This window comes from Sphingomonas sp. P3_C6, from assembly GCF_056402595.1.
In genome coordinates this window covers 83,457-96,498 of the sequence record NZ_JBFUHB010000016.1, presented here as the reverse complement: position 1 = coordinate 96,498, position 13,042 = coordinate 83,457, and the positions used below count along the sequence as shown (strand labels likewise).

Sequence of the window (13,042 nt, the reverse complement as noted above, 5' to 3'; positions counted from 1 at the left end):
CTATGGCCATTGGCGCACGATGACCTTCCTCGCAGCGCTTCGCTGCGACCGGATCGACGCTCCGTGCGTGCTCGACCAGCCGGTCAACGGCCAGAGCTTCAAAGACTATGTTGAGCAGTTCCTCGTGCCCACGCTCTCGCCTGGCGACATCGTCGTCATGGACAATCTGAGCAGTCACAAACGGCCTGCCATCCGCGAGGCAATCCGTAGCGCGGGCGCCAAGCTCCTGTTCCTGCCGCCGTACAGCCCSGATCTCAATCCGATCGAGCAGGTCTTCGCCAAGCTCAAGCACCTGATGCGCAAGGCCGCAGAGCGTACCCACGACGCAACCTGGCGACGCATCGGCTCCATACTAGACACCTTCAGCCCAGATGAATGCCGCAATTACTTGCTCAACTCCGGATACGGATCAAGCTAATGTCATCCGACTCTAAAGGAACAATTCGTCGCACCTCCCCGTTACGCGCCCAGTAAAACAGGAGGATGCCATGGCTGACGATCGTGTAACCGAGACCCCGCATACCACCGTGATCGAGAAGAGCGGTGGTGGCGGTGCCGGGATATTCATCGGGATAATCCTGCTGATCGCCGTGGTGATCGGTGGTTTCTACCTGATGAACCAGAGCAGAAACGAGAACATCAAGACCGACGCCATTGCCGGCGCGGCCAAGGATGTCGGCGACAGCGCCAAGAAGGTCGGGGATACGGCGGAGAAGGTCGCGGAATAACCCTCTCTCCCTCTTCCGGTGGGAGAGGGATTCCCTAGCGCAGGCAGGCATCCAGGCCGTCGTTGCGGACGACGCCGACGGTACGGGTGATGACATTGCCGTGTCGGCGGGTGAAGCCGCGCGGGGCGATTGCTGCGCGCTTCTTGGGCAATGGCAGGACGGCGGCGATCCGTCCCGCTTCGGCGGGCGTCATATGCGATGCGTCATGGCCGAAATAGCGTATCGACCCGGCATTGGCGCCATAGGTGCCGATTCCCGTCTCGGCTACGTTGAGATAGACCTCCATTATCCGGCGCTTGCCCCAGATCGTCTCGATAAGGACGGTGAAATAGGCCTCAGCCGCCTTGCGGGCATAACCGCCACCCTGGAATAGGAAGACGTTCTTTGCGGTCTGCTGGCTGATCGTGGATCCGCCGCGGATTCGGCCGTCGCGCGCGTTGCGGGCATAGGCCTTGGCGATGGCCGTGAAATCGAAGCCGTGATGGGTGCAGAAATGCCCGTCCTCGCCGGCGATCGCCGCGCGGGCCATGTTCGGGTCCATGCGCGACAGGGGCATCCAGGACTTGGTGATGCCGTGACCGCTGACCGCGTCGCCGAGCATGGTGAGCGTGATCGGCGGCGGTACGAACCGGTAGAGCACGACCATCAGCACCGACAATATTATGAAGGCGCCGATCGCCTTGAAGAACCAGCCGATCAGACGGCGAAACAGGGAGCGGCGGCGCGGCATGTCGGTGTTCTGGTCCGGATCTTTGGCTGGTTGAATCGAACGGGCATGGGATGCGATCGGACGGGCGCCGGGAAACGGCGTTGCCGGGCTGATCCCTAAGTCCGATGGCGGCCCCCGCTCGTCGCTCATGCTCCGCTTCTAGGCGAGGGAGGCGGGCGCGGTAAACCGGCTTGCGCCGGGCAAGGCGGCGATCAGCGCCCGGGCAGCTGCCACCCCGGTCACATAGGCGCCATGCGCGGTCGAGAAGTCGGTGGGGGAGCAGGCCTCTCCCGCGAAGAACAGGCGGTCGTCAACCGGCGCGGCCAGCACAGCGCGTTGCGGGGCGCCGCCGACACGGGCGTGCGAATAGGAGCCGTGGATGAAGGGCTCGGCGCGCCAGCGGGTTGTGGCGATCGGCCGCATCCGATCGCGCCAGTCGCTGCCGAGCAAGGCAACCAGCTCGCGGATGGCGAAATCGGCGGCGCCGCCGTCCCCTTCGGTTTCAAGCGCCTCGGCGCATTCCCCGCCGAAGAAGCACTCGATCAGCGGAAGGCCGAGCGGGCCGAGTCGGTAGCTCGCCGTGCAGCTGCTGTGCGGATTGCCGATGAGGTGGCCGTTATTGGGAAGCTCCGCGCCGTCGACGCGCAGATAGACCTTGTCGGCCAGGCCGAGCGGAAGCGCGGTCGCCGCTTCGTGCTTTTCGGGAAGCGGGGGATCGAACCGGATCCTTTCCTCGGCCATTGCCGTCGTCGGCACGCAGACGATCGCGGTACGGGTCTCGAGAATACCACGGCTGGTTTCGATGCGCAGCGTGGTGCCGCGGTGATCGATATGGCTGACGACCGTATCGAGCTGGACCGGCAATCCCTGGGCGTGGCGCAGGACCAGGGTGCCATAGCCTTCGCCCACCGCCCAATTGTCGTCGGTCGCCGAATCCTCATAGGCAGCCCAGTCGTGCAGCGAGACCTGATCAAGGGGCGCACCATTGGCGTAGCCCGAGACCGCGTTGATCAGAGGGCGCCAGGGATCGTCGGGCGCGATGAAGGCTGAAAGGGGCTGGTCGGGGCCGGACAGGGCGGCATGGGCGGCCTCCTGCCAGCGCATCCAAGCGTTGCGATAGGCCTGGCGCTCGCCGCGGGAGAAACCGAGATCGCGCCATTGCCCATGCCAGTTGGCGGGCGAATGATCGACGGTGAAGCCGTAGCTTTCCGCCAGCTCAGTCCAGGGATTGCGTTTGGCGGAATGAAGCCACGCACAGCCGAGGTCCACCGTCATATCGTCGATACGCACGCTGTGGGCTCGGCCGCCGAGGCGCTTGCCAGCCTCGACCAGCAGGACATCGAGCCCGGCATGGTGGAGTAATCGTGCGGCGGCTATGCCGGCAGCACCGGCGCCGACGACGATCGCGTCAGCGCCGGGCATGGAATGTCCCCGTGATCGCCCCCCGCATCGCGGATCAGGCCGCGACGAGCATCCGCTTGTCGCCGGCGAGGCGCATCATCGCCTTTTGCAGCTTTTCGAAGGCGCGCACCTCGATCTGGCGGACACGCTCGCGACTGACGCCATAGACCTGGCTCAGTTCCTCGAGGGTCTTGGGATCGTCGGTCAGACGACGCTCGGTCAGGATATGCTTCTCGCGCTCGTTGAGGTCGTCCATCGCCGAGACGAGCATGTCGTGGCGAACGTCCGCTTCCTGCGCATCGGCGACGACGCTGTCCTGCAGCGGGGCGTCATCCTGCAGCCAATCCTGCCACTGGCCCTCGCCGTCCTCACGCATCGGCACGTTCAGCGACGTATCGCCGCCCATCGACATGCGACGGTTCATCGACGTGACCTCTTCCTCGGTCACGCCCAGGTCCTTGGCGATCTTGGCGAGATGCTCAGGGCTGAGATCGCCATCCTCGAACGCGTCGAGCTTCGACTTCATGCGGCGCAGGTTGAAGAACAGCTTCTTCTGCGCAGCAGTGGTGCCCATTTTCACCAGGCTCCACGAGCGCAGGATGAATTCCTGGATCGAGGCGCGGATCCACCACATCGCATAGGTAGCGAGACGGAAGCCGCGATCGGCCTCGAACTTCTTCACGCCCTGCATCAGGCCGATATTGCCCTCCGAGATGAGCTCGGACACGGGCAGGCCATAGCCGCGATAGCCCATCGCGATCTTCGCGACGAGGCGGAGGTGGGACGTGACGAGCTGCGCCGCCGCGTCGGTGTCGCCATGCTCCTCGAAGCGCTTGGCGAGCATATATTCCTGCTCGGGCGCGAGGATCGGAAACTTCTTGATCTCGGACAGGTAGCGGTTGAGGCTTGCCTCTCCGCCAAGTGCGGGGATCGTCGCCGGGACGTTGCTGCCGCTTGCCATGATCAAATCTCCCTTACTGATGCGGCATCCCTACCAAGAGGCGACGCGCGCTTGAACCTATACGTAGAGTCTATCGAACAGTTCCTGCATGTCGGCAGGCATTTCGCTATCGAATGACAAAGCGATGCTTTCGACAGGGTGAATGAACCCGAGCCGGGCCGCGTGCAATGCCTGTCGATGGAAATCCAGGGTTTCCAAAATGGACCGGTGGACTGGTTTTGTTCTACCATAAACTGGGTCCCCAAGCAAGGGGTTTCCGATCGAGGCCATGTGAACACGCACCTGGTGCGTGCGGCCGGTCTCCAGCCGGCATTCGACGAGGGCGGCTTCCTTGAGTCTTTCGAGCGTCCTGTAGTGAGTCACCGCCCGCTTGCCGTTCGCCACGATTGCGATCTTCTTGCGGTTCGCGGGCGAGCGGGCGAGCGGCGCGTCCACCATCCCTTCCGAGGGAAGGGGCCGGCCGGTCACGATCGCCTTGTAGCGGCGATCGATGCTATGGTCGTGGAACTGCTTCGCCAGGCCTTCATGCGCCCGGTCGGTCTTGGCCGCGACCATCAGCCCCGACGTGTCCTTGTCGATACGGTGCACGATGCCCGGCCGCGCCACCCCGCCGATGCCGGACAGGCGCCCGGCGCAGTGATGGAGCAGGGCGTTGACCAGGGTACCGTCGAAATTGCCGGCGGCAGGGTGGACGACGAGTCCGGCCTGCTTGTCGATCACGATCAGGTGATCGTCCTCGAACACGACGTTCAGCGCGATGTCCTGCGCTTCATTGTGCGCAGGGGTTGGCAGCGGAACCGCGACGGTGAAGACACTGCCGGCGACTGCCTTGCGGGAAGGATCGCGGGCGAGCGCGCCGCCTTCGTCCATCACCGCCCCCGAGGAGATGAGGGCCTTTAGCCGCTCGCGCGACATGGTCGGCACTGCCTCCGCCAAAGCGCGATCCAGACGCCAGCCATCGGCCTCGTCCGAGATGCGTGCTTCGATATTTGTAACCCCCCGGTCCATGCCTTAGCGATGTGGGAATGGGGTATGGAATTTCAAGCACTCTCCTTGGCAGACTGCTAACCGACGCAGAAAATTCCTCGGATTCGGAGGTTTGCGGGCTGCTGTTCGGCACGGAAGGGCGGATCGAGGCCGCTGAAGCGTGCGCCAATGTGGCGGCGGACCCGGCGCGGACTTTCGAGATCGACCCGGCGGCATTGTTCGCGGCGCACCGGCGCGCGCGGAACGGCGGGCCGCAGGTGATCGGGCATTATCACTCGCATCCCAGCGGCGAGGCGTTGCCCTCCGCGCGGGACGCGGCCCAGGCGATGGGCGACGGCGCGCTGTGGCTGATCCTGACGGCGCATGAAGCGCGGCTGTGGCGGTCGGTGAGGCCCGGTGCGTTCGAGCGGGTCGGGCTCGACGTCGAGGGCGGTCAGGTCAATTGAAGTAGAGCCATGACCCTGGGCAATGTCGCTCCCAGTAGAACGGGTATTTTGCGAGGACACGTCGGCTGCTGCATTTTTCGTGTCGTCTGGCTGAAGCAAGAAGCGGCGTATGCCGTAACAGACGCCGCTGGATCGAGATGTCCGATCGGAAAGAAGTAGCGCAAGCATTGTGAGTGCGAGTAAATCTACAATAGTCGACGGGTTATGAGAATCGGTTCTTGAGACCTTGGATCGTCTGGCGTGATCCAGGCGGTGTTTGACGGCCCGCGCCGCGGCGTCAGACGCGCGGGCGTCGAGGGTCCAACTCTCTGGCCGGCGGTTGCGCAGCCAGCGCAGCGCCACCCCGGTGTCGGCGAGGATGCGCCGCTTGTAGCGAATGGTGACGGGCTGGCCTGCGCCGCGCGGCGTGAAGACACGCTCGACGGTTCGCTCATAACCGACCGCACGCTGGTAGCGCGACGGCACGGCCGGGTTGGCGGCCTCGGCCCTGCCGGCTGCCATGGCGGCGGCGAAGTCCGGATAGCGGTTCAGCCAGCGATACAGGGTCGCGAGACTGACAGAGAAGATGTCGGCGAGATCCCCATTGTCCATGCCGAGGCGTGCTGCGCAACGCACGCGGTGGATGAAAGCGGGCTGATAGCGTGTCGGTCGGGCCATGAGGCAGGATGGACGGGCCGGGTGAAGCGTTGAATCGATCTCTCCGACCATGATGCATATCGGGTGTTAGCCTAGACGTTCCACCATGAAGAGAAAGTCGCTGCCTGGCCGTGCAGGGTGCCGTCCGTGTCGATCAGTTGCCAGACCACGCCCTCTGCGATGCGGAAGCGGCGGCCCGACTTCGCGACGCGTATCCCGGAATAATTCGAGACGAACCCGCTGCGTGTCACGTCGTCGAGCAGGCGTTGGCGCTCGGCGCGATCAGGTGCTTCCGCCGACAGGCGCGAGGGCAAGGTGACGAACTCGTCCCAAGGATATTCGAAGCAGGCCTGTGCGGTGCGATTGGCATAGACGAAACGGGGATCCGCCTCGCCATCATGAGCCAGCACGGCGAACGGTGCCTCATGGTAGAGCCAGTCGGCGCCGTCACCCGACGCAACCAGCGGCGAACCGGTCAGGCGAGCATAGCTGCCGGCGAGCAGGTCGAAAAAGGCCGGGTCGACGGAGACGTCGCGAGAAGACGGGGCGCTGATGTCCATCTATCGTCTCCTGCTCCTGCGGATCGGAGTTGGTGATCGCCCATAGCAGTGGGTCGGTATCCGTCGCGATTCATTTCCTTCGCCTTGGTCGCTGTCGGTAGGTTGTTTTCGAGGAATAGCGCAGCCATTCGACATCATTTGCCCGATTTTCCGGTGGACTTTCAGGTCGCTGCCCAGGCGTGGATCGCCGAGCGCCTCCGTCCGAGGACGAGGTGCGCTGACCGCGACGCAGTGCGTGCTTGTGGTGGAGGATGCTGGCGCAGTTGCCGCCAGTACGGTCGTGGCAAGCGGCCATAGCCATGTGCTCGCGGCCGACAGCACGGATGGCTTCGAGTTGATCCACAAGCCCTATTCGATCGACCGGGTTTCGCGGATCCCGCTAGGTGCGGTGGCCACCAGCGCCAGGGTGAGGACGCGGGCGGCCTGACCGGCCCGGCGATCGCCCGTCGGTACCGAACAGCCGTTCCAGAGAACAAGGTTAAGCGGTTAAATACTGCGCCGGACGGAATCGGGAACGAGCGCAGGACAATTCAACCACAGTCGAAGCTGCAACGAACGGGCGTTATCAGTTCGATCCGCGCGACTTGCGCACTTGCGCCAGCAGCGCCAGAAGAAGCGACAGTTATTTTGGAGCGTACCCTTTCCATGACCATGAGCCCGGTCGATTTCGCCAGCCTGCTATGCTCGCGCCTGTGCCACGACCTGCTGAGCCCGGTAGGGGCACTCAACAACGGGCTCGAACTGCTTGCCGACGAGCATGATCCGGAGATGCGGCAGCGCTGCCTGGAGCTTCTCGCCGAGAGCGCCAAGGCTTCCGCCAACAAGCTTAAATTCTTCCGCCTGGCTTTCGGTGCGGCGGGCGGTTTCGGCGAGACGGTGGACGCACGCGAGGCGCGTGCCGCGATCGAGGGGCTGTTCGGGGACAATCACCGGGTCAATCTCGGCTGGCTGGTCGAGGATGCGACCCTGCCCAAATCGGCGATCAAGGTGCTGCTCAACCTTGCACTGATCGGTGGCGATGCGCTGATCCGCGGCGGGCAACTCGATGTCGGAGCCGAGGCGGTGGACGGCAATGTCGAGATCGTCGTGCGGGCCGATGGGCCGCGCATCGTGCTCGACAATGAGTTGCGGACCACGTTGCAGAGCGGTCAGCAGGGCGACACGATCATCACGCCGCGTGCCGCGGCGGCCTATCTGGTGCATTCGCTGGTGGCCGAAGGCGGCGGCACCGTGCAGGTTTCCGCGCCGGATGAGGCGGTGCTGCTGTTCGGGGCCGCGTTCAAGGGGTGAGGGGGACCCTCGTTAAAGAGGGTCCAGAACCTCACTCCCCCTCATCCTTCCGTCGCTTCGCTCCTCCCTCCTTCTCCCACAGGGGGAGAAGGATTTTCGGTTCGGCGATGACCTAATTCCGCTCCCGATTAAACGCCCCTTTAACCACTCCGCATCCATGGTCGTGCCGCATCCCCGGGGGCCCATGGACGATCTTCTTCAGGAATTCATCGCCGAGACGCGCGAGACGCTGGAGGCGCTCTCGGGCGAGATCGTCGCCTGGGAGGCGTCGCCGGATGATCGCGACCGGCTCGATGCGATCTTCCGCTTCGTGCATACGGTCAAGGGAAGCTGTGGTTTTCTCGACCTGCCGCGGCTTGCCCGGCTGAGCCATGCCGCAGAAGACGTGCTGGCCGCCGTCCGCTCGGGCGAGCGCGTGCCCGATACGCGGCTGGTCAACGCCGTGCTCGCCATTGTCGACCGGATCGGCGAGATCGTCGAGGCGATCGATGCCGGCATAGCGCTCGACGACAGCGGCGAGGACATGCTCGTATCGGCGCTGGAGGAAGGATCCTCGGTGCCGACCCACGCGCCGGCTGCCGTGGCAGCGCGCAATCCCACCCGAAGCGTGCGCCTGAACGTCGACCTGCTCGACCGGATGATGAGCGGCATGTCCGAGATGGTGCTTGCGCGCAACGAGCTTGCGCGGCGGCTGCGTGACGATGGGGCCGACCCGACGGTCGAGGCGGCGCTCGAGCGGCTGTCGCTGACCGTGGCCGAAATGCGCGACACCGTGACGCGTACACGCATGCAGAAGATCGACGCGCTGTTCTCCGCCCTGCCGCGCATGGTGCGCGACACGGCGGCAGAACTCGGCAAGTCGGTGATGCTGCAGATCGAGGGCAGCGACGTGGAGCTCGATCGCGAGATGATCGAGATGATGCGCGACCCGCTCGTCCACATCGTGCGCAACGCGATCGACCATGGGCTCGAGGCGCCAGCCGAACGACGCGCGCTGGGCAAACGCGAGAATGGCCGGCTGACCGTTTCCGCGCGACAATCGGGCAACCAGATCATCATCGAGATCGGAGACGACGGGCGCGGCATCGACACCGACCGGTTGATCGCGAAGATCGCCGGCAGTGGCGGCCGCAGCGCCAAGGAACTGGATGCACTGAGCGAGAAAGCGAAGCTCGCGCTCGTCTTCGAGCCCGGCGTTTCGACCAAGGATGCCGTCACCGCCATTTCCGGGCGCGGCGTCGGCATGGATGTGGTCCGCGCCAATGTCGAGCAGATCGGCGGCCGCATCGAACTGTCCAACGCGCCGGGCAAGGGCCTGCGCCTCGCCATTCATGTGCCACTGACCCTATCGATCATCGCCACGATTGGCGTCGGCGTCGGCGGGCAGCGTTTCGCGATCTCGCGCCAGGCGATCGAAGAGATCGTCCGCGTCGGCGGCGATACGATCCGGATCGACATGCTGGGCGGCACGCCTGCCGCGACCGTGCGCGACCGGCGCATGCCGCTGGTCGATCTGGGCGGGCTGCTGAATCTTTCGGACGGAACCGCTTCGGCGATGCTGGTGATCGTCGGGGTACCTGGCGGCAGCTACGCACTCGCCGTCGATTCAGTGCTCGACCATGAGGAGCTGGTGATCAAGCCGTCCGCCCCGGCAGTGATGGCGACCGGCGTCTATGCCGGACAGACCCTGCCGGACAGCGGCTTGCCGATGCTGCTGCTCGATTGCGCCGGCATCGCGACCATCGCCGGGCTTCAGTTCGGGCGCGAGGCCGCGGTAGAGGACATTGCCGAGGAAGCCCAGGCGCCGAGCGTCTCGGCGTTGCTGTTCGACGATCTCGATGGCGTACGCCGCCTGGTGCCGCTGACCATCATCGACCGGATCGAACCGGTCCCGATCGACTCGATCCGGTTCTCCGGCGGGCGGCTGCGGCTGTCGGTCGACGGCCGGATCATTCCGCTCGCGGTGCAGGGCGAATGGGACATGCGCCCGACCGTCTCGGTGTTGCGCCTGCGCGATGGCGATGCCGAGATCGGCTATGCCATTGCAGAGGCACTCGACATCGTCACCTTGCCCGAGGTGGTGGTGCCGGCGAAGGAGCCCGGGCCGGTTGCCGGCGTCGTTTCGATCGACGGGGAGCAGATCGAGCTGCTCGATCTCTACTGGCTGTTCTCGACCCATGGCGCCGAGCTCGGCAACGCCGTGCCGCCGGTGTGCCTGATCGACGGCGCCGAATCCGACTGGATGCAGACCTTCCTGAAGCCGGTGCTCGAAGGCGCGGGATACCGTGTCGCGACGAAGCTGAAGGCAGGGGAGAGCGCCGCCGTGGTGCTGACCATGGGCGCTTCGTCGCCCGCGGTGCAGGGCAATGTGCCCGTCGTCCGCCTGCGCCGCGACCGCACCGGCGGTGATGCGGCCGATACCAGCATCTATCGCTACGACCGGGACGGCCTGCTCGCTGCCCTGGCCCAGTCGGCGGGAGGCCGCTGATGTCCGAGCTGTTCCTGATCGCCCATATCGCCGGGCGGGCCGTCGCGATCGAATCCCGCCAGGTCGAATCGGTGGTGGATATCGGGGCGATCGTGCCGGTCCCGGGCACCGACCGGCAGGTGAGGGGCCTGGCCGCACTGCGCAGCCGGGTGGTGACGGTAATCGATACCCATGCGGTGCTCGGCCTGCCCGCAGCGGAAATCGAGGCGACGCGTGCGGTGATCACGCATGTCGAGGGCCATCATTATGCGATCCTCGTCGACTCGCTCGAGGATGTCGCGCCGTTCGATCTGGCGCCGCTCTCGCCGGGCATCGTGCTAGATCGGGGCTGGCGCGCCACCGGGTGCGGCATCGTCGAACGGGCGGGAGAGCCAATCCTGGCGATCGACCTGCGCGCGCTGGTGCCGGGTCTCACTGCGATCGCCGCATGACAATCAGTTAACCCGAAACTCATGTGTTTCCGGCAAACAGGCCGTTCAAAGGGGCGGCAACGGGGTGTGAATCGATGAAGACGTGTCTCGTGGTGGACGATTCGAAGGTGATCCGGAAAGTGGCTCGCCATATCCTGGAGACGCTGAATTTTCAGGTTTCCGAAGCGGGCGACGGACGCGAAGCGCTCGACAGCTGCCTTGCCTCGACGCCCGATGTCGTCCTGCTCGACTGGAACATGCCTGTGATGAGCGGCATGGATTTCCTGCGCGCGCTGCGGGAGAGCACGCTGTCCCATCGCCCGAAGGTGGTGTTCTGCACGACCGAGAACGGCATGGCGCATATCCGCGCCGCCATCGAGGCGGGCGCTGACGAATATGTGATGAAGCCGTTCGATCGGGAGACGCTGGAGAGCAAGCTTCAGATCGTCGGCATGGCCTGAAAGCCGTGGTGGCCCTGGGATCAACCCTGACAACCGGTCGGCTCGCCGAGAGCGAAGGCCGGCCGCGCATCCTGATCGTCGACGATTCGGTGGTGGCGCGGGCAGTGATCGCGCGCGCGATCGACATCAACGGCAAGTTCACCGTGGCCGGCGCGGTGCCGCACGCCAAGGCGGCGCTGGCCTTCCTCCACGGGCAGCGGGTCGACGGCATCCTGCTCGATATCGAGATGCCGGGCATGAGCGGCCTGGCCGCATTGCCCGAACTGATTGCCGCGAGCGCGGGCGCCAAGGTGCTGGTCGTATCCTCTTCCTGCGGCGAGGGCGCTGCGGCGACGATCGAGGCGCTGTCGCTGGGGGCGGTCGACACGCTGGTGAAACCCGATATCGGCGATTTCGCCGGCCGTTTCTCCGCGGTGCTCGACGAGAAGCTCTCGCGCCTGTTCGAGACGACACCGGTGCTCGCCCGTGACATGCCGCTGGCGACGGAACGAGCCGGCGGCGGGTTCGACATCGTGGCGATCGGTGCCTCGACCGGCGGCATCCACGCGCTGAGCCTGTTGTTGCGCGAGATTCCGCCGAGCTTCCAGTTGCCGATCCTCATCACCCAGCACCTGCCCGACAGCTTCATGCCCTATTTCGCCGCACAGGTGGCGGTGCTGGCGCGTCGCCCCTGCGATGTTGCGTGGGACCATATGCGGATCCGCCCCGGCCGCGTGATCATCGCCCCGGGGACCGCGCATATCCGCTGCGTGGGGACCGGCGACGGTGCCGCGATCCGGCTTTCCGGCGAGCCGTCGAAGAGCGGTTGCACGCCGTCGGTCGATCCCATGTTCGACAGCCTGGCCGAGGTGTTCGGCGCGCGCGCGCTCGGAATCGTGCTCAGCGGCATGGGCCGCGATGGCGCCGACGGGGCGCAGCGCATCGTCGATCGCGGTGGCAGCATCGTCGTCCAGGATCAGGATAGCTCGGTCGTATGGGGCATGCCTGGCGCGGTGGCGGCGAACGGCACCGACTGTGCGACCATGTCGCCCACGGAAATTGGTAAAATGGTGGCGTCTCGCCGGAGGCCCGGATGTTGACCCCTGCACCTCGTACTCGCCCGGCGGGTGCGCTAAACGTACTTGCCGCGCTGCTCGAATCGCGCACCGGCCAGCAGATCGCGGCCAATCGCGAATGGCGGATCGAAACCGCGCTCAAGCCGCTGATGCGCGAGCGCGGACATGACACGCTCGACCAGCTTGTCGGTGAAGTGCTGGGCTCGCCCGGCGTTGGCGACCTGGTGGTCGATGCGCTGCTCAACCAGGAAAGCTCCTTCTTTCGTGACGCGGCGGTGCTCGACATGGTCGCCGACGCGGTCGACGCGATGCGGGCGGAGGGTCTGACCCGCCGCGTACGAATCTGGTCCGCCGGCTGCTCGCTTGGCCAGGAGCCGCTGTCGCTGGCGATGCTGTTCTCCGAGCGCGACGATGCTTCAGGGGCATTGTCGCCCGAGATCGTCGCCACAGATGTTTCGGAATCCGCGCTCACCCGGGCGCGGGCCGGCCGCTATTCTCAGTTCGAGATCCAGCGCGGCCTGCCGATCCGTCGGATGATGCAATGGTTCGATACGGCGGGCGGCGACTGGGTCGCCAAGCCCGAGTTGGTCCGGCGCATTTCATTCCGCAAGCTCAACCTGGTCGCCGATCCGCTGCCGATCGGGCGGTTCGACGTGATCCTGTGCCGCAACGTGCTGCTCTATCTGTCGGCGTCGCTCCGCACGCGGGTGTTCGACCGGCTGGCGGAAGTGGCGCGACCGGGGGCGTTGCTGGTGCTTGGCGCGGGCGAGACGGTGATCGGCCAGACCGACTCGTTCCGCCCGAGCGCGCGGTATCGCGGCCTGTACGAGGCGACCGGCGCCGTTCCGTGCGAGCGGGCCGCGACAGGCTGATCGGCGGTTTACATTCGCCGGATCAGGCCGCAATCGGC

Annotated in this window: 16 protein-coding genes; 11 read left to right on the top strand and 5 right to left on the bottom strand. The window is 65.5% G+C overall.

From position 1 onward, the window contains the following. A partial coding sequence (locus AC1DT7_RS15910) for an IS630 family transposase (protein WP_478037008.1) occupies positions 1–418 on the top strand: 418 nt, incomplete at its 5' end. A gap of 70 nt (positions 419–488) precedes the next feature. Beyond that, positions 489–728 (top strand): hypothetical protein, encoded by a 240-nt coding sequence (locus AC1DT7_RS15905; protein WP_478037007.1) that lies wholly within the window; start codon positions 489–491, stop codon positions 726–728. A gap of 34 nt (positions 729–762) precedes the next feature. Here AC1DT7_RS15905 and mtgA read toward each other — a convergent pair whose 3' ends face one another. The 4 genes from mtgA to AC1DT7_RS15885 form a co-directional block, all read right to left on the bottom strand. Further along, positions 763–1,458, bottom strand: coding sequence for a monofunctional biosynthetic peptidoglycan transglycosylase (mtgA, locus tag AC1DT7_RS15900; protein ID WP_478037009.1), 696 nt, complete (start codon positions 1,456–1,458; stop codon positions 763–765). A 138-nt stretch (positions 1,459–1,596) separates the two neighbouring features. Beyond that, positions 1,597–2,859 carry a flavin monoamine oxidase family protein gene (locus AC1DT7_RS15895; protein WP_478037006.1) on the bottom strand — a complete coding sequence of 421 codons (1,263 nt, stop codon included), beginning with the start codon at positions 2,857–2,859 and terminating at the stop codon, positions 1,597–1,599. Between the two features lie 34 nt (positions 2,860–2,893). Then, positions 2,894–3,799, bottom strand: coding sequence for an RNA polymerase sigma factor RpoH (gene rpoH / locus AC1DT7_RS15890; protein ID WP_465173562.1), 906 nt, complete (start codon positions 3,797–3,799; stop codon positions 2,894–2,896). A gap of 57 nt (positions 3,800–3,856) precedes the next feature. Further along, positions 3,857–4,807, bottom strand: coding sequence for an RluA family pseudouridine synthase (locus AC1DT7_RS15885; protein WP_478037005.1), 951 nt, complete (start codon positions 4,805–4,807; stop codon positions 3,857–3,859). 17 nt (positions 4,808–4,824) lie between these two features. Between AC1DT7_RS15885 and AC1DT7_RS15880 the strand changes: the two genes are divergently transcribed. Together AC1DT7_RS15880 and AC1DT7_RS15875 are read left to right on the top strand one after the other, a co-directional pair. Beyond that, a complete protein-coding gene (locus AC1DT7_RS15880; RefSeq protein WP_478037004.1) occupies positions 4,825–5,232 on the top strand; it encodes a M67 family metallopeptidase in 408 nt (135 codons plus the stop codon). A 240-nt stretch (positions 5,233–5,472) separates the two neighbouring features. After that, positions 5,473–5,922 (top strand): hypothetical protein, encoded by a 450-nt coding sequence (locus AC1DT7_RS15875; protein WP_478037003.1) that lies wholly within the window; start codon positions 5,473–5,475, stop codon positions 5,920–5,922. Between the two features lie 38 nt (positions 5,923–5,960). Here AC1DT7_RS15875 and AC1DT7_RS15870 read toward each other — a convergent pair whose 3' ends face one another. Further along, the gene (locus AC1DT7_RS15870) at positions 5,961–6,428 is read right to left on the bottom strand and encodes an MEKHLA domain-containing protein (protein ID WP_478037002.1); all 468 of its coding nucleotides are present in this window, start codon (positions 6,426–6,428) and stop codon (positions 5,961–5,963) included. A gap of 235 nt (positions 6,429–6,663) precedes the next feature. On the opposite strand from AC1DT7_RS15870, the gene AC1DT7_RS15865 reads away from it, so the two are divergent. From AC1DT7_RS15865 to AC1DT7_RS15835, 7 genes are all read left to right on the top strand, one after another. Beyond that, positions 6,664–6,855 (top strand): hypothetical protein, encoded by a 192-nt coding sequence (locus AC1DT7_RS15865; protein ID WP_478037001.1) that lies wholly within the window; start codon positions 6,664–6,666, stop codon positions 6,853–6,855. A 218-nt stretch (positions 6,856–7,073) separates the two neighbouring features. Continuing rightward, the gene (locus AC1DT7_RS15860) at positions 7,074–7,718 is read left to right on the top strand and encodes a histidine phosphotransferase family protein (protein ID WP_478037000.1); all 645 of its coding nucleotides are present in this window, start codon (positions 7,074–7,076) and stop codon (positions 7,716–7,718) included. 184 nt (positions 7,719–7,902) lie between these two features. After that, on the top strand, positions 7,903–10,206 hold the full coding sequence (locus tag AC1DT7_RS15855; protein ID WP_478036999.1) for a chemotaxis protein CheA: 2,304 nt from the start codon (positions 7,903–7,905) through the stop codon (positions 10,204–10,206). After that, positions 10,206–10,637, top strand: a complete 432-nt coding sequence (locus tag AC1DT7_RS15850; protein WP_478036998.1) for a chemotaxis protein CheW — start codon at positions 10,206–10,208, stop codon at positions 10,635–10,637. The genes AC1DT7_RS15855 and AC1DT7_RS15850 overlap by 1 nt, the downstream gene beginning before the upstream one ends. A 74-nt stretch (positions 10,638–10,711) precedes the next feature. Continuing rightward, the gene (locus tag AC1DT7_RS15845) at positions 10,712–11,077 is read left to right on the top strand and encodes a response regulator (RefSeq protein WP_478036997.1); all 366 of its coding nucleotides are present in this window, start codon (positions 10,712–10,714) and stop codon (positions 11,075–11,077) included. 8 nt (positions 11,078–11,085) lie between these two features. Then, a complete protein-coding gene (locus AC1DT7_RS15840; RefSeq protein ID WP_478036996.1) occupies positions 11,086–12,156 on the top strand; it encodes a chemotaxis protein CheB in 1,071 nt (356 codons plus the stop codon). Continuing rightward, positions 12,150–13,004, top strand: a complete 855-nt coding sequence (locus AC1DT7_RS15835; protein ID WP_478036995.1) for a CheR family methyltransferase — start codon at positions 12,150–12,152, stop codon at positions 13,002–13,004. Before AC1DT7_RS15840 ends, AC1DT7_RS15835 begins: the two co-directional genes overlap by 7 nt. The last annotated feature ends 38 nt before the right edge of the window (positions 13,005–13,042 follow it).